The sequence below is a fragment of the Sphingobacterium spiritivorum genome, from assembly GCF_016724845.1.
GTDB lineage: Bacteria > Bacteroidota > Bacteroidia > Sphingobacteriales > Sphingobacteriaceae > Sphingobacterium > Sphingobacterium spiritivorum_A.
The window spans coordinates 1883663-1900160 of sequence record NZ_CP068082.1 but is presented as its reverse complement, the minus strand read 5'-3'; the positions used below and the strand labels follow the sequence as shown (position 1 = coordinate 1900160).

The window sequence follows — 16498 nt, the reverse complement described above, 5'->3', positions numbered from 1 at the left end:
TTAGACCCATATAAAGTCGCAGAAATGTGTTATTTTGCACAGAAAAGAGGATTAAAGAATTAAAGGATCAAAACTATAATAATTTTTAATGGTTAAAAATAAAAACGTAGGATTATCTTCAAAGCTGGCCGAGATTGCTGTTCATGGAATGCAGGAAAAAAAGGGAAATGAAATAGTACGGCTTGATTTGAGAAATATTAACAGTTCCGTCTCCGATTATTTTGTAATTTGCCATGCAGACTCCACTACACAGGTCAATGCGATCGCTAAAAGTGTCGAAGAAGAGATTTTCAAAGCATTTGGTCAGGACCCCTGGCATAAGGAAGGTCATGGAAATGGAGAATGGATTCTGATTGACTTTGTAGATGTCGTTGTGCATATCTTCAAAACAGAAAAAAGAAGCCATTATGGCATAGAAGATTTATGGGGAGATGCCGATGTCAAGACTTATCAAAGTGCTTAACAGATTTTAGAAAAACATAATTTCACAAACAAGAGAATATAATGAATAAAATACCCAGTAAAAAAGTAACACCCATGCCACCGAAATTCAATATGATGTGGTTGTGGATCGCTATGATTTTGGGATTTTTTGGATTGCAGTATTTTTTAAACGGAGAGACAGCAAAGCAAACTACCTATAGCGAGTTCGAGTCGAAGATGCTCAATACGGGAGACGTGGAGAAACTCGTTGCCTATAAGAAAAATGATTTAGTTCAGGTCGAAGTATATATTAAACCCAACAAACTAAAAGAAGATAGTAAGTATAAAGATGTTGCACCAACGCCGAATGCCCTCAAACTAGGAAATTCACCTGGACCTCAATATGTTTTTACAGATGGTTCTTTTGAAGCTTTAGAGAAGAAACTGGAAACTTCTCAGGCTAATGTTGATCCGGCGCAGCGCATCCGCGTTGTCCCTGAAGATCGTTCCAACCCGTGGACAGGCTGGTTCGTCACTTTTATGCTTCCTTTGCTTATTATTGTTGTGATCTGGTTGTTCCTGATGCGCAGAATGAATGGCGGAGCAGGTGGTGCCGGCGGTGCAATTTTTAACATTGGTAAATCTAAAGCGCAATTATTCGATAAAGAGTCTCAGGTTAATATTACCTTTAATGATGTTGCCGGATTGGAAGAAGCCAAACAGGAAGTGATGGAAATTGTAGATTTCCTTAAAAATCCGAAGAAATATACGAATTTGGGTGGTAAAATTCCTAAAGGAGCTCTTTTAGTAGGCCCTCCGGGTACAGGTAAGACCTTGCTGGCTAAAGCTGTAGCTGGTGAAGCACAGGTTCCTTTCTTCTCGCTTTCGGGATCCGATTTTGTGGAGATGTTTGTAGGTGTGGGTGCTTCTCGTGTCCGTGACCTCTTCAAACAAGCGAAAGAAAAAGCTCCTTGTATTATTTTTATTGATGAGATCGATGCTATTGGCCGTGCCCGCGGAAAAAATTCCATCATGGGTGGTAATGATGAACGGGAGAATACGCTGAATCAGCTTTTAGTCGAGATGGATGGTTTCGGAACAAATCTGGGCGTTATTATTCTGGCTGCAACAAACCGTATAGATGTCTTAGATACAGCGTTGTTACGTCCGGGACGTTTTGACCGTCAGATCTCAATTGATAAACCGGATTTGATTGGCAGAGAACAGATTTTCAATGTTCACCTGAAGCCATTGAAACTTTCCGCTTCAGTTGACGCGAAAAAATTATCTGCACAGACACCGGGATTTGCCGGAGCCGAAATTGCAAATGTATGTAATGAAGCAGCTTTGATTGCGGCCCGTAAGGATAAGAAAGAAATCGATATGCAGGACTTCCAGGATGCGATAGATCGTGTCATCGGAGGGCTTGAAAAGAAAAATAAAATTATCTCTCCTGAAGAGAAGAAAATTGTTGCTTATCACGAAGCCGGACATGCTATTGCGGGTTGGTTTTTGGAGCATGCGGATCCTTTGGTAAAGGTTTCTATTGTTCCACGTGGAGTAGCTGCATTGGGATATGCGCAGTACCTGCCAAAAGAACAATTTCTCTATACTACAGAGCAATTGCTGGATAGTATGTGTATGACTATGGGTGGACGTGTAGCCGAAGACATTACATTTGGCCGTATTTCTACCGGAGCGCAAAATGACCTGGAACGTATTACAAAACTGGCGTATGCTATGACTGCTGTTTATGGTATGAACCATAAAGTTGGTAATATATCTTTCAGAGACAGTTCCGGAGAATCTCAATTCCAGAAACCTTATTCTGATCAGACAGCAGAACTTATCGATGAAGAAGTAAGAACATTGATTTCTGCGGTGTATGAGCGGACAAGAGAGTTGCTGTTAGCCAATCAGGAAGGATTGATCAAGATTGCGGAGAAGCTTCTTGAGAAAGAAATCTTATTCCAGTCTGATCTGGAAGAGATTCTGGGTAAACGTCCTTTTGTAAACAGAACAACTTATGACGAATTTGTAAACGGAAAATCTTCTGGTGTTCCGCAGACCCAATTGCCGATTCCTCCTATACCGGAAGAGTCTGCAGAAGGAATTGCTGATCAAAAAAACCAGGATTCCCCTAATTCGTAATTAAATAAAACTGATCGCGATGTACTGTAGCTTTGCTTACGGTACATCGTTTTTTATAGCCGTCAATACTTCTCAAATGAACATCAAGAATACGACCGCAAAAGAAAAAATGCTGAAGAAAATTCGGCAGGCTCTTTTACAGAAAAGAGAAAATCCTCATCCTGATTTTGAAGATTCACCGTTGTACAAAGATGAGGAAGAGTCCTTGGATGTAACTTTTGCGCGTGAATTTACAGCTATATCAGGCAAATTTGTGTATTGCGATGGAGAGATTAACCTGATTGAAAATCTGATTGCATTTGCAGAGCAGCAGAATGTAACACGAATCTACGGTTGGGAAGAGAGTATCAAACAACTCCTGGGACAATACGGCTTCCCACTAATGACAGATGATCAGAATTTGGAACAGGCGCAGGTGGGCATTACTGCTTGCGAAGCTTTAATTGCAAGGAATGGAAGTATTATGATCTCCAATGCAAATGCAGGGGGACGTCGGCTGAGCATTTATCCGCCTGTACATATCGTTATTGCCAAAGCCTCCCAATTGGTGATGGATGTAAAACATGCGCTTAATGGAATAAAACAAAAATACGGAGATCGTCTCCCGACAATGATTACCACTATTACGGGGCCAAGCCGTACAGCAGATATAGAGAAGATGCTGGTGTTGGGTGCACATGGTCCAAAGGAATTATATGTATTCATGTTGGAGGACAGATTTTAGCATGGAAAATTTCAACTACTTTATACAATCACCTGTGTCCAGTGTGATTTTTATTCTCACTATCGGGCTTAGCCTTTATCTGTTCTCAAATCAACATCTTTTTGGTAAATTGATGTTGCATCCTTATAGTGTATACCGTAAGCATCGTGTTTATACGATCTTTACCAGTGGACTTATCCACAAAGATTGGGGACACCTGCTCTTCAATATGATCACCTTTTACTATTTTGGATTCGGACTGGAATCTATTTTCGCGGGAATCAGTGCATGGGGACATTTTTTGTTTGCAATCCTTTACCTGTTCAGTCTTGTTCTGAGTGATATACCAACAATCTTACAGCAAAAGAACAATCCCGGATATTATAGTCTGGGCGCATCCGGTGCAATAAGCGCGGTATTATTTGGTTATATCCTGTTTGATCCTCAGGCTGAGCTGGGTATATTCTTTGTCATTCCTATGAAAGCATATTTGTTTGCTGTATTGTTTATGGGCTACAGTTACTGGGCTTCCAGAAAAGCAAATGACGGAATTAATCATAGTGCCCATCTTTTTGGTGCCCTGGCTGGATTACTGTTAACGGTTCTGTTTTTCCCGGATGTTATACAACACTTTATGCGTCAGTTTTAAAATCGGAATCTTTTGATTATACCAATATTTACAGCTGTAAAATCTAATTCACACTTATTATGACAAAAATCATAACCCTGTCTTTTTTCTTTGTATTGCTATTGTCATCCTGTAATTCGGGCGGTTCAGGCGGAAGTGATAAATCCAAAACTAAAAATGTGGCTATTGCGCATATTGCCAAAGCAGATGGTTGTAGCGTAGAGGCTGTCGTCAGAAAGCTAAATGAGCTAGAGGAGATCAAAGAGCAGAAAGCTGTTTTGGATTCCCTATTCGCTGATAAACCTAATATTTCTTTTATGGTAGACAGTGCAGATGTCAATGGCAAACAGGTGTATACAGTAACTGCTGGCTTTAACGGAGAATTACGATACGAACCTTACTATCATTTCTACGTTAACAAAGCTACCTGCGGAGATATTGAGGTGATGGATGTGGTTAGCGGAGATTACCTTACATTGGAGGAATGGCGTAAAAGCCGGGACAACTAACCCGCCCAGTTCTCTCTATCCAGGCTTCTGAAGTGAATGGCCTCCGCAAGATGTTCATTTCGTATATCTGCAGATTCCTCCATATCAGCTATTGTACGGGCTACTTTCAGAATGCGGTCATAAGCTCTTGCTGACAGACCAAGTCTGTCCATCGCTGTTTTGAGTAGTTGTGTTCCCGTTTCATCCAGCATACATACTTCACGAACTGTTTTTGTGCTCATTTGTGCGTTACTGTGTATGGTTTGTAAATCAGCAAACCGTTGTAACTGTATATGGCGTGCCTTTATTACACGCTCGCGGATAACAGCGCTTTTCTCTGCGATCCGGACAGAGGAGAGTTCTTTGAAATCGACCGGTGTAACTTCCACATGCAGATCAATACGATCTAATAAAGGGCCTGATATTTTGCTCAGATATCTCTTCACTATATTTTTGGCGCAGATACATTCTTTTTCCGGATGATTATAGAATCCACAGGGACAGGGATTCATTGCAGCGATAAGCATAAAACTCGCCGGATAATCAACGGAAAATCTGGCCCGGGATATGGTAATGGTCCGGGATTCCAGAGGCTGACGCATAACTTCTAATACAGAGCGTTTGAATTCAGGTAGCTCATCAAGAAAGAGGACACCGTTGTGAGAAAGCGAAATCTCACCGGGTTGAGGCTGGGCACCTCCGCCAACTAATGCAACATCGGATATGGTGTGGTGCGGAGCACGAAAGGGCCTTACAGTCATAAGAGATCCGGTGACCGGAAGTTGGCCTGCAACAGAGTGAATTTTTGTTGTTTCTAAAGATTCGTCAATTGTGAGTGGCGGTAATATAGTAGGAAGACGCTTGGCGAGCATAGTTTTCCCTGAACCGGGCGGACCAATAAGAATGACATTATGTCCACCTGCTGCAGCTATTTCAAGCGCACGCTTGATGTTTTCCTGCCCCTTCACTTCTGCAAAATCTGCATCGTAGTTATTAATATTCCGGAGAAATTCATCGTTGATATTAACATGTGTTGCTTCGAGCATCTTCTTCTGATCAAAGAAATCAATAACATCCTTAAATGATTCCACTCCCAATACCTCCAGTCCTTCTACAATAGCTGCTTCTCTGGCATTGGCTCTCGGAAGGATCACGCCTTTGAATCCATCTTTGGCTGCCTGTACGGCTATGGGAAGCGATCCTTTGACAGGTTGTACTTTCCCGTCTAGCGAAAGTTCTCCCAATATGACATATTGGTCCATTTTGTCATCTGTCATCTGTCCGGAAGCGGCAAGAATAGCAGTCGCAATGGCCAGATCATAGGAAGATCCTTCTTTGCGGATATCTGCCGGAGCAAGATTAACCACTATTTTTTGTCGTGGCATACGGTATCCGCTGGAAGATATAGCTGTTTCAATACGCTGAAGGCTTTCTTTGACAGCATTGTCAGGAAGACCCACGATATAATACTTTACCCCCGGGGATATATTTACTTCAACGGTAATAGTGGTGGCCTGAATGCCATAAACGGCACTGCAGTAGGTTTTTACGAGCATAATTTAGTCAGTGTGGTTTCTCTAAAGTTAATAAAATATTAATGAAACTGCAAGCTGTTAAGGCTTTTAGAAAAATAAACTTGTTGAGAATCGATAAATTTTGTATTTTGAAAAGGAAGAAATTTCATCATAAATGAATTAAAAATCGGGTGTTTGGCAAACGATTTGCTATTTCACTTGTTTAGTAAGTAACACGTAGAATCATTAACAGCAATTAAAATTAAAAATCATGAATGATAACGGTAAAATAGTAGCTGCTTTGTTGGCAGGTCTTGCGGCTGGGGCAGTTTTAGGTGTATTGTTTGCTCCTGAAAAAGGTTCTGAAACAAGAGATAAAATTAACGAATCTCTTTCTGATCTGGGAGATGCTTTAAAGGAAAGAGCAGAAGAACAATTTGACCAATTGAATGACTTTAAAGATAAAGTTGTAGCAGCAGTCAAATCTAAAATAAATAAAGCCGGACACTCTGTAGAAGGAGAGCTGGAAGAGCATGCGTGAATATAAGAAAGCATACTGCTTTTTTAATTTTTTAAATTTTTATGGAAGGTATGTGGTTGGTTACAGAAGATGGCCGGCCTGAGAATTTCAACATATTCTCAGGATTACTGATACAGGTAATCTTTTTATAACGGTCATATACCTTTCTGTTAAACATTGAATGCATGGACGAAGAACAAAAATTTTCCCTTTCCGGTACTTTTCAAAAGTCAAAAGAATACCTGGATTCGCAAATTGAGCTTCTAAAGCTTAAGGCTATTGCCCGCGGATCACGTATGCTGGGTAGTCTTATCTTGGATATCAGTAAAGTTGTATTGACGCTTTTTATTGTGTTTTTCCTGAGTCTGGCTTTTGCATTTTATTTAGGAGAACTAATGAACAGTAATGCTCTAGGCTTTTTAGCTACTGGTGGTATTTTCATTCTACTGGTGGTAATCGTTCGACTGACAGAGACAAAACTGGAGGCTAAATTTATGGATCTTTCTATCCGAAAACTATTGGGGAAATGGAATGAAGAGGATGAGGAAGATGTAAAATCTGAAAATGGAAAACGTAATGAGGAAACCTTTAAAAATAAATAATCTTACCGAGCTAAAAGCTGAAATAGCACGGCTCAATGAGCTGAAGTTTGAGCAGGAAGCCTATTTAAAGGATCAGTATCATTTGTTAAATAGGAAAATAGAAGCACCTGTACGTTTATTCAGGTCCATTACTTCCCGTATTCCTGGTGTTGATATTGTCACCCAGTTATTTTCATCTTCAGGACACAAAACAACCGAAGAAGGTGAAGGCGGAGGATGGGCGACAAAAGCATTGCGAATAGGTGTTCCTTTTCTCTTAAATAAATTTTTTCTGAAAAGGGCAGGATGGCTTAAAAAAGCTCTTGTTTTACTTGCATCTGAGACAGCTATTGGTCAGGTAAACAAAGACAAGATATCTTCTGCAATATCCAAACTGTCTGATTATATCCGTCCCGGGAAAAAGAAAGAAAAGAAAATTAAACCAGTGATGGATGAAGATGCGCCTCACTTTGGTATCCCTCCTGATAGTGAAACTTACTAAGTTTCAGCTCACTTTTTGCCTGTAAGATTTGACTTCTATGATTTTAACCTTATTTTTGCCCATATTTTTTTAAAATGGGTAAAGATAAGTTAAGGAAATTTGCGGAAGTCTCCACGTTCAAAAATGTTGTACAATTGGATGAAGGAAAGGATTTAAAAGGCAAATGGTGCACTCAACATTTTGGTAATAACAATCCGATTGTATTGGAACTGGCCTGTGGAAAAGGAGAATATACAGTCAATCTTGCCAAGCTGTTTCCACAAAAGAATTTTATCGGAATAGATTATAAAGGCAACAGAATCTGGAGAGGAGCGAAAACTGCTCTTGAAGAGGGTATCGAAAATGTCGGATTTTTGAGAATCCAAATCGAAACCATACTGGAGCATTTCGAAGAGAACGAGGTAGATGAAATCTGGATAACTTTTCCTGATCCTCAGCCTCAGGAAAGCCGTGAAAAGAAGAGATTAACGAATCCTAAATTTTTGGAACGCTACCAATATATTATGAAACCCGATGGTCTGATGCATTTGAAAACTGATAATGACGGGTTTTATGCCTATACATTAGAACAGATTGATCTTCTTGGCTTAAAGAAAGAAGTACAGACCGATGATCTTTATCATTCAGAACTTGTGGATGATGTACTGTCTATAAAGACGTACTATGAGAAGAAGTATCTGGCACATAACAAGAATATCAATTATGTAAGGTGGACATTTAAAAAATAGTCCTGCATAATTTTTATAGAAATTGTAACTTTAAAGGAGGTAAATAATGACCTCCTTTTTTATTTCAATATGAATCGTCTCCTTTTTCTTCTTTTTTTATTTGTCGGTCCTGTATATGCACAGGATTATGCGGCAACGTACAAGCAAATTATTGATGAAGTAGATCATCACTACGAGGGATATCATAATCTCCGTCATATCACCTCCACAATCGGACATCGGCTGACGGGTTCAGAAAATGGACGTAAAGCTGAGCAGTACGTGTATGACCTTATTAAGTCGTACGGTGTGCAGGTGGAATTTCAACCTTTTGATGCCAGAGGGTGGAACCGGGGGCCATTACGTGTCGAGATAAAGACAAATACAAAAGATTTCAGACCTGTAAAAGCCGTCAGTCTGGCACATGCTCCCGTTAGCAGCGATGTAGAAGCATCAGTTGCGGATCTTGGAAACGGACTGGAAGAGGATTATGTAAAAGCCGGAAACAGTATAAAAGGGAAAGTAGCTTTGGTTTATCTGGGCGTATTGCCTGGTTCTCCGGCTGGAACTGGTTCTCTGCATCGATCAGAGAAGACAGCCATTGCCTGTAAGTATGGTGCTACAGGGATTATATTTATTAATCAGGTTAAGGGAAATGTTTTATTGACCGGAACAGCATCCATTGATGGGGAACTGATTAAGATTCCTGCCATATGCATAGGTCTGGAGGATGGTATGAAATGGAAGGAAGAGTTGAAGAAGGGAGCGAAGGGGGCAGTACGTATTCATATGAAAAATGAGGCCGGAATGATACAGGCAAGAAACATTATTGCAACTTTCAGGGGTGCAAAATTTCCGGATGAAAAAATTATAGTCGGCGGACATCTGGATAGCTGGGATCTTGCAACAGGCGCAATTGATAATGGGATAGGTGCATTTGCCGTATTGGATATGATCCGGGCATTTGCAAAATTACAACTGAAGACGGAGCGGACGGTGCAATTTGTACTGTTTATGGGTGAAGAACAGGGGTTGCTGGGATCCAAAGCTTTTGTCGATAACCTGTTGAAGAAGCAAAAGCTGGAAAAAGTACGTTATATGATTAATTATGATATGACAAATGCTCCAACCGGTTTTTTCAGTTCCCGTTCTGAGGTAAAAGAACTTTTTGCGAAGTGGGGAGAGTGGTATGCTAAAGCCGATCCAACATTTAAAAATATCTTTGTTTCGGGGGCCTGGTTGCATAGTGATCATCAGCCATTTTTATTAAAAGGGATACCCTATGCCGGAGGAGCTGGAGACAAACTCCCCAATAATGCCGGTTTATATTACCATTCTGACGGTGATGTGTTCAGCCTGGTTTCTGAGGATGGAATGAAACAAACCACTAAGAATGGATTAATATTGGCATATTCACTTGCTAATGAGGATAATCTGCCTGTGACAATACTGTCAGGAGATGTATTGAAAAACTATCTTAAAGAACATCAACTGGAAACTCCTCTTCGGATTTCGGGAGATTGGGTTTGGTAACAGAAAATAATAATTGTGTAAAGAGCTTATCCAAAAGATAAGCTCTTTTTCTTTCATTTACTTTTATTGTCCATATAAAAGTTACGTATTCATGAAGTTTTTATAAAATGTTAATTTGAATTTAATATTGTCTTAATATTAGAATTGAACCTTTGTGCTGCCTTGAAAATTGCTTTTTTATTATAAAAAAAGGCCTTTATTTAATTTACTCAGCATGTCAGTCTCTTCAAATCAACACAATCGTATAAATCTTTTGACAAATTTATTTGATGAAAATGTCAATTGTTATTATATATTTGTTTTGAATAACCAATCAAAACTAAAAATAACCAAACGTAAGTTTTAGTAAAAGTAAACAAAACTAAATCCAATTTATACTATGAAAGAATTCTACATTTCGAATTTGAAGAAAGCTCTCTTTCTTCTTCTTTTCTGTTTTGGAGCATTTCAGGACGGGATAGCAGAAGCGATATCGGCCAATGCCGTCCCTGTCAAAGCTGTAGAACAAGAACTCTTTGATATCAAAGGAGTCGTAAAGGATGCTGTCAATGGTAATCCGGTAGAGGGGGTAACTATACTGGCCGGTAATAAATCTATCGGTAAGACGGATGAAAATGGAAAGTTTAGCTTTTCAGTTCTTAAAGGAACACAGGTCTCGTTCCGTGGTATAGGATATACTACTTACAATCAAACGATCAATAAGGAGAATAATAATCTGACGATCAGTCTGCAACCAAATGAAACTGCTTTGTCTGAAGTTGTTGTTACCGCATTGGGGATTAAAAGGGATGAGAAAGCATTGGGGTATTCCGCGACAGTAGTTAAAGGAGAACAATTCACAGATGCACTTTCCAACAACTGGACAGATGCCCTGTCCGGAAAAGTAGCGGGTGTCAATCTGATGCGTTCCAATTCGGGTCCTACTGGGTCTACAAAGATTATTCTCCGCGGAGAATCCAATCTGAATGGTGATCCGGGTGCTTTGATTATCGTTGATGGTATTGTTGTAAGTAATGGTAGCGGACGTAAGACCGCAATAGGCGGGGAGAGTGCTTACGGAACTGCAGCAGATAATATGCCGGCAGATTACGGATCGGGTATTGATGACATCAATCCGGAAGATATCGAAAATGTGACGGTACTGAAAGGTCCGGGTGCTGCAGCACTCTATGGTGCCAGAGGGGCCAGCGGTGCAATTATTATTACTACAAAATCCGGCTCAAAAGGTAAAAAGGGAATAGGAGTTACTGTAAATTCAAATACCGCATTTGAAAGTGTAAACCGCTGGCCTGATATGCAATATGAGTACGGGCAGGGTTTAGATGGTTCGGATTATTACTCTTATGGTACAACTGCCGATGGTACAAGTACAAGCGGAACGAGTTCGGCCTACGGACCTAAGTTTGACGGACAGATGTTCTTTCAGTATGATCCTCTGACCAATACGACAGGAAAGGAACGTACTCCATGGGTACCTTATAAAAATCAAATCAGAGATATTTTCGAAGTAGGACGTACCTATACCAATTCTGTCAGTATAGATGGTGGTACAGACAGAACAACGGCACGTTTTTCAGCAACAAATGTTAATAATTCCTGGATTCTGCCCAATACTGGCTTCAAAAGAAATACAGTAGCATTATCTGTCAATTCAAAAGTAAGCGATAAGTTAACTATCAGTTCCAAAATCAATTATACCAATAAATGGAGTGATAACCTCCCCGGTGCGGGGTATGGTAATCAGTCACTGATGTACTGGTTTATATTCTGGCAGCCAAATGCAGATCTGAATTGGTTAAAAGATTACTGGCGTCCGGGAGAAGAGGGGCTTAAGATCAGATATCCGTTTAGTTCTTATCCTGAAAATCCATATGCGATCTCGAATGAGTTTATCAACAGGTCCAATCGTCAGGGGGTAACCGGAAATGTACAGGCTAGCTACCAGTTTAATAAAGAATGGAGCTTGCAACTGAGATCGGCTATTGACTTTGCTTATGAAGACAGAGCGCAGGAGCGTCCATTTGATGCTGGTAGTAAGCTGACACAGGGGAGTTTCAGGACACAGAGTATCTTTTCTAATGAAAATACAATCGACTTCCTGTTAAAGTATGACAAAAAAATCAATAAGGACTGGAATGTGTCTGCCACTTTAGGGGGAAGCCGCATGCAGAATAAATACAAAAAAGAAGAGTTACGTGCAGATTCACTGACCTTCCCGGGTGTGTATACATTTGCGAATGCAAAGGGCCCTTTGGATGCCCGCCCTTATTCTTCCAAATTTGAAGTAAATTCACTTTATGCATTACTTACAGCAAGTTACAAAGACTATTTATTCTTTGATGTTACAGGACGTCAGGATTGGTCAAGTACATTGGCTTCTGTCGATATGCCGGATAAAAACCTGGGATTTTTCTATCCTTCTGTGAACCTGAGTTTTATCGCTTCAGAGTATTTTACACTTCCTAAACAGATCAATTATGCCAAATTCAGGGCTTCCATAGCTGGAGTTGGTAGTGGGGGTACAGATCCTTATCTGACAGGATACTCTTATGAAACAGCAGGAAGTCTTTATTCAGGTGGACTTCAAATGCCAACTACTCTTGGAAATGGTGGGTTGAAGCCTTTGAAAACAAATTCATATGAGGTCGGTGCGGATTTACGGTTTTTCAAGAGCCGCTTAGGAATTGATGTTGCTTTATATAAGAGTGAAACAAAAGATCAGCACTTATTACGCTATGTAGATCCATCTACAGGATACAGAAGATATGTTATCAATGCCGGAGCAGTAAGCAACAGGGGGCTGGAAATCGGTCTGAATGGTAAACCTGTTCAGAATAAAGAGGGTTTTAACTGGAATATGTTTGCCACATTTACACGTAACACCAACAGGATAGACAATCTGCCAGATAGCTCTATAGTAATACAGACCGGGCCGGTAGCTGGTGGCCAGCTTGTCGCAAAAGTAGGAGGAAGTATGGGCGACTTGTATGGATACGGTTACAAACGATCTCCGGACGGACAAGTAGTTTATGATGCAAATACTGGATATGCGTTATTGTCTGATGAGATCATCTACTTAGGTAATACTATTCCTAAGGGCAGAGCCAGTATCGGCAGTGATTTCAGTTATAAAGGATTTAAACTAAGTGTGTTGTTTGATGCGCAGTTTGGAGGAGTATCTCATTCACTGTCTCATTACAAACTGGCTGAACAGGGTAAAACTACGAATACTTTGCCGGGAAGATATAACGGGATCATAGGTAACGGGGTTATTCAGAATCCGGACGGGACTTATCGTAAAAATGATGTAATTGCCAAAAATATCGATGAATATTACCGCTCACACTATGGTCAGGATAATGCGGAAGGAAGTGTTTTTTCTACAGACTTTATTAAGTTCCGTGAAGCTCGCTTTGATTATACATTGAATAAAGATCTTACTAAGCGTCTGAAAATCCAGCGCGCAACAGTAGGGGTATATGGCCGTAATTTATTTATCTGGTCGGGCTGGCCGATCTTTGATCCGGAATTCGGAACATTGAGCGGTACAGATATAGTGAAAGGATTTGAGGTGGCTCAATTCCCTTCAACCCGCACTTTTGGTTTTAACATAGTCGTTGGATTTTAAGCGTTAAAAAGATGAAAAAGAACATTATTTATATCATATGTGCATGTGTTGGAATGAGTTTGTTTTTCCAGTCATGCGATAAGAATTTTCAGGAGATCAATACAGATCCGAATAAATCGTTAGAGGCTTATCCGTATCAGTTTATGGCTCCGGCACTGGTCAATTCGGTATCCTATAATATGAACCGTAACCGGGGTTTTAATAATGAATTAATGCAGGTGACAGTGAATGTCGGAGATTCAGAAGGAAAGGTATTCCGTTATGATTTCAGACGTAACTGGGCAGATTATATGTGGAACAATTTATATCCTGTACTCAACAGCTGGAGAGAAATGTATAAGAAGGCAGATGGAGGTATAAATGATAATCCTTCCTACCGTGCAATCTCACTGATCAATCAATCCTGGATATTTTCAATCCTGACAGATACTTATGGAGATATTCCATACTCACAGGCTCTTTTAGGAAAGGATTCGTTGATTATTGAACCTAAGTTTGATACACAAAAGGAAATTTATGCCGCCATTTTTGCAAAACTTGATACTGCAAATGCATGGTTAAAGGCGAATAAATCTATTAATGCAAGTCAGGATCCGGTTTTTCAGGGGAATATTTCCCGCTGGAGAAAACTTGGAAATTCATTGTATCTCAGATTGTTGTTAAGAATTTCAGGAAAACCTGAGGTCAGTGCTTTGGTACAGGCTAAAATTAAAGAAATCCTGGAGACGAATGCTTCAAACTATCCGATTATGACGAGTAATGATGATTCAGCTATATTGCGCTGGACCGGAGTAGCTCCCTATACTTCACCATTTGCTACGGTGCGTGAAGCGGATTTCAGACAACCCGGAATTGCCAGTTTCTTTATCGATAATCTTGTCAACTGGAATGATCCGCGTATCAATACCTCATTGGGAACGAATGGTGTAAACCGATGGAGTATTGCTCCCTATCAGGGCGGATTTGTGGGTGTACCAAGCGGGTATGCTCCGGGAGAAGGATTTGACCGTAAAGCTTATTTCTATTCTACAAATCAGAAAGTAGGAGACTATAATGCGACTACACTGATGACAGATCCAATGACAGGAATGATTATGAACTTTGCCGAGCTGGAGTTTATTAAAGCAGAGGTAGCGCTGAAAGGCTGGACAAGTAAGAATGCAGGCGAACTTTTTAAAAGTGGTGTTAAGAACAGTATTACCTTGTGGTTGCCAACATGGTCTGTTCCGATAGATGAATATCTGGACGCAGCAGATTTTAACTGGAGTGAGAGTGAAAGTTTTGAAGCCAAAATGCAAAAAATCCACTTGCAGAAATACTACAGTTTATTCCTTGTGGATATGCAGCAATGGTTTGAATACAGGAGAACAGGATATCCGGTATTGCCAAAGGGTAAAGGATTACAGAATAACGGAGAGATGCCGGCTCGTATGACTTATCCTGTATCTATACAATCGACTAACCCTACTAATTATAAGGTAGCTATTGGTATACAGGGGCCGGATGAAATCAATACGAAGGTTTGGTGGCAAAAACCATAATATTCATGATATCAAAAAATATACAGATGAAAAATATTCTAAACTATATTGTTTTCGCCTTTGCTGTAACTATGGTATTTTCTTCTTGTAATAAAGATGGAAACTATCCGGGAGGTGAAATAAGTCCTTACTATGGGATATATGATTTGAGAAATCTTTATAAAGGAAGTGCTGTTGAGCTGAATACAGAGTCTCTTGAGGGATCAAATATGCTGACCGGTGTCGTTACATCCGATCACAGAGAGGGCAATCTTCCTGCAGGTTTGTTGACGATGCAGGACAGAAGACGCCTTAATAAACTGAGAGGTATTGCTATTAATCTGGGGGATGCTGCCAAAAACTATCTTCCGGGCGATTCAATTGTTGTCAATGTAGTCGGCGGAAAGCTGGAGCGTGTGAATGGTATCTTGCAGATTTCGGGATTGGATAATTCGAAGATCAATAAGGTTGCAGAAGGGGTCAATATCCCGTTGAACCGTGTAAATATCAATGCTATTCTGAATAAACCTGATCAATATGAAAGTACACTCGTTGCGATCGTAAAAGGTATTTTTACGCCGGTTCCGAGCCCCGAAGCAACTCTTGCAGGGGATAAAATTATCAACGACGGATTTGGCGATATAACATTGAAAACTCAAGCTAATACATCATTTTCAACGATGCACCCTCCGGGAATGGCTAATTATTATGGTATTATTTTCAGTGAACAGGCAGCAGATGGTACATTGAAGCCTTATGAAGCGGTCAGAAGCGCTGCGGATATTGTCGTGCTGGGATCGGACAAAGAAGAGACACCGGTGGTTATATCCGGCTTTGTGAGCGATGCCAAAGGTGGCGATGGAAATTATGAATACATTCAGTTTCTGGCTACTCAGGATATTGATTTTTCAGTAACTCCATATGCTGTTGTTGTAACAAATAATGCCGGAGCATCGCAGCCGACAGGTTTTCCTGAAAAAGGGTGGGCGACAGGTAATCAACGGACATATAAGCTGAACCTGACTAAGGGAATTGCTAAAAAGGGTACATTTTTCTATGTCGGAGGTATTTACAAATTAATAAACGGATCAGCTTCCACAGATATTTCAGCGGCAAACTGGATATTAAATTATGACTATGTCAACAAAAATGGTTATGACTTTGGAAATAAAACGGGGGGACTTCTTGCGAATTCCGGTTTTGCTTCTGGTATTGCTATTTTCAAAGGGACAACCGTTACAGAGGCTACTTATCCGGTAGATGTGATGTTTGTGATTGGTAGCGGAGGCAGTCTGAACGGAAATGGCAGAGGCTACCGTATAGCAAATTCAGATTACTATGATAAGATCAATCCGATTGATCTGAAACCTCAGCCTTTTTATCTGAGCGGCAGCAATACACTCGGTCTGCAATATAATACGGCTGATCTGGGGTATTTTGTTATGCTGGGTGGCGAGTATAATACAAGACTCGGAAGATGGACAAAGGCCAGATCACAGAATAATATATTAATGACCAAACAGTCATTGTTGTCTGAGATTGAGACGGAATTGTCTACAAAACTTGTTGAATAATACCTATCAAAAATATCTTACTATTA

Annotated in this window: 14 protein-coding genes; 13 read left to right on the top strand and 1 reads right to left on the bottom strand. The window is 40.2% G+C overall.

Features of this window, described 5'->3' with window-relative positions; genetic code table 11:
- The first annotated feature begins 88 nt into the window (after positions 1-88).
- The 5 genes from rsfS to I6J03_RS07890 all read left to right on the top strand — a co-directional run bounded on the left by rsfS (position 89) and on the right by I6J03_RS07890 (position 4414).
- Positions 89-463 (top strand): ribosome silencing factor, encoded by a 375-nt coding sequence (rsfS, locus tag I6J03_RS07910; protein WP_003009107.1) that lies wholly within the window; start codon positions 89-91, stop codon positions 461-463.
- A gap of 41 nt (positions 464-504) precedes the next feature.
- Complete coding sequence (ftsH, locus tag I6J03_RS07905; RefSeq protein ID WP_201694287.1) at positions 505-2574, top strand: ATP-dependent zinc metalloprotease FtsH; 2070 nt, start codon at positions 505-507, stop codon at positions 2572-2574.
- Positions 2575-2650: 76 nt separating this feature from the next.
- Entirely contained in the window at positions 2651-3298 is a 648-nt protein-coding gene (locus tag I6J03_RS07900) for a LutC/YkgG family protein (RefSeq protein ID WP_003009103.1), read from the top strand.
- A 1-nt stretch (position 3299) separates the two neighbouring features.
- Positions 3300-3926 carry a rhomboid family intramembrane serine protease gene (locus I6J03_RS07895; protein ID WP_003009101.1) on the top strand — a complete coding sequence of 209 codons (627 nt, stop codon included), beginning with the start codon at positions 3300-3302 and terminating at the stop codon, positions 3924-3926.
- A 59-nt stretch (positions 3927-3985) separates the two neighbouring features.
- Positions 3986-4414, top strand: coding sequence for a hypothetical protein (locus I6J03_RS07890; protein ID WP_003009099.1), 429 nt, complete (start codon positions 3986-3988; stop codon positions 4412-4414).
- On the opposite strand, the gene I6J03_RS07885 is transcribed toward I6J03_RS07890, so the two are convergent.
- Positions 4411-5949 carry a YifB family Mg chelatase-like AAA ATPase gene (locus tag I6J03_RS07885; RefSeq protein WP_003009096.1) on the bottom strand — a complete coding sequence of 513 codons (1539 nt, stop codon included), beginning with the start codon at positions 5947-5949 and terminating at the stop codon, positions 4411-4413. The two genes, I6J03_RS07890 and I6J03_RS07885, sit on opposite strands and share 4 nt — an antisense overlap.
- Positions 5950-6178: 229 nt before the next feature.
- On the opposite strand from I6J03_RS07885, the gene I6J03_RS07880 reads away from it, so the two are divergent.
- From I6J03_RS07880 to I6J03_RS07845, 8 genes are all read left to right on the top strand, one after another.
- On the top strand, positions 6179-6448 hold the full coding sequence (locus I6J03_RS07880) for a YtxH domain-containing protein (RefSeq protein WP_002998090.1): 270 nt from the start codon (positions 6179-6181) through the stop codon (positions 6446-6448).
- A gap of 164 nt (positions 6449-6612) precedes the next feature.
- Positions 6613-7029: a hypothetical protein gene (locus I6J03_RS07875; protein ID WP_003009093.1), complete on the top strand. Its 417-nt coding sequence runs from the start codon at positions 6613-6615 to the stop codon at positions 7027-7029.
- Positions 7004-7510 (top strand): hypothetical protein, encoded by a 507-nt coding sequence (locus tag I6J03_RS07870; protein WP_003009092.1) that lies wholly within the window; start codon positions 7004-7006, stop codon positions 7508-7510. The genes I6J03_RS07875 and I6J03_RS07870 overlap by 26 nt, the downstream gene beginning before the upstream one ends.
- Before the next feature lie 74 nt (positions 7511-7584).
- Entirely contained in the window at positions 7585-8238 is a 654-nt protein-coding gene (gene trmB, locus I6J03_RS07865; protein ID WP_003009090.1) for a tRNA (guanosine(46)-N7)-methyltransferase TrmB, read from the top strand.
- A gap of 69 nt (positions 8239-8307) precedes the next feature.
- Positions 8308-9750, top strand: a complete 1443-nt coding sequence (locus tag I6J03_RS07860) for a M20/M25/M40 family metallo-hydrolase (RefSeq protein ID WP_003009089.1) — start codon at positions 8308-8310, stop codon at positions 9748-9750.
- Between the two features lie 379 nt (positions 9751-10129).
- Positions 10130-13378 (top strand): SusC/RagA family TonB-linked outer membrane protein, encoded by a 3249-nt coding sequence (locus I6J03_RS07855; protein ID WP_003009086.1) that lies wholly within the window; start codon positions 10130-10132, stop codon positions 13376-13378.
- Positions 13379-13389: 11 nt separating this feature from the next.
- Complete coding sequence (locus I6J03_RS07850; RefSeq protein ID WP_003009084.1) at positions 13390-14919, top strand: SusD/RagB family nutrient-binding outer membrane lipoprotein; 1530 nt, start codon at positions 13390-13392, stop codon at positions 14917-14919.
- A gap of 26 nt (positions 14920-14945) precedes the next feature.
- Entirely contained in the window at positions 14946-16472 is a 1527-nt protein-coding gene (locus I6J03_RS07845) for a DUF5689 domain-containing protein (protein ID WP_232279764.1), read from the top strand.
- Positions 16473-16498 lie beyond the last annotated feature (26 nt).

What these genes read in the sequence shown, in the direction of transcription:
- rsfS (WP_003009107.1), top strand. Translation starts at nt 89, where the DNA reads ATGGTTAAAAATAAAAACGTAGGATTATCTTCAAAGCTGGCCGAGATT.
- ftsH (WP_201694287.1), top strand. Translation starts at nt 505, where the DNA reads ATGAATAAAATACCCAGTAAAAAAGTAACACCCATGCCACCGAAATTC.
- I6J03_RS07900 (WP_003009103.1), top strand. Translation starts at nt 2,651, where the DNA reads ATGAACATCAAGAATACGACCGCAAAAGAAAAAATGCTGAAGAAAATT.
- I6J03_RS07895 (WP_003009101.1), top strand. Translation starts at nt 3,300, where the DNA reads ATGGAAAATTTCAACTACTTTATACAATCACCTGTGTCCAGTGTGATT.
- I6J03_RS07890 (WP_003009099.1), top strand. Translation starts at nt 3,986, where the DNA reads ATGACAAAAATCATAACCCTGTCTTTTTTCTTTGTATTGCTATTGTCA.
- I6J03_RS07885 (WP_003009096.1), bottom strand. Translation starts at nt 5,949, where the DNA reads ATGCTCGTAAAAACCTACTGCAGTGCCGTTTATGGCATTCAGGCCACC.
- I6J03_RS07880 (WP_002998090.1), top strand. Translation starts at nt 6,179, where the DNA reads ATGAATGATAACGGTAAAATAGTAGCTGCTTTGTTGGCAGGTCTTGCG.
- I6J03_RS07875 (WP_003009093.1), top strand. Translation starts at nt 6,613, where the DNA reads ATGGACGAAGAACAAAAATTTTCCCTTTCCGGTACTTTTCAAAAGTCA.
- I6J03_RS07870 (WP_003009092.1), top strand. Translation starts at nt 7,004, where the DNA reads ATGAGGAAACCTTTAAAAATAAATAATCTTACCGAGCTAAAAGCTGAA.
- trmB (WP_003009090.1), top strand. Translation starts at nt 7,585, where the DNA reads ATGGGTAAAGATAAGTTAAGGAAATTTGCGGAAGTCTCCACGTTCAAA.
- I6J03_RS07860 (WP_003009089.1), top strand. Translation starts at nt 8,308, where the DNA reads ATGAATCGTCTCCTTTTTCTTCTTTTTTTATTTGTCGGTCCTGTATAT.
- I6J03_RS07855 (WP_003009086.1), top strand. Translation starts at nt 10,130, where the DNA reads ATGAAAGAATTCTACATTTCGAATTTGAAGAAAGCTCTCTTTCTTCTT.
- I6J03_RS07850 (WP_003009084.1), top strand. Translation starts at nt 13,390, where the DNA reads ATGAAAAAGAACATTATTTATATCATATGTGCATGTGTTGGAATGAGT.
- I6J03_RS07845 (WP_232279764.1), top strand. Translation starts at nt 14,946, where the DNA reads ATGAAAAATATTCTAAACTATATTGTTTTCGCCTTTGCTGTAACTATG.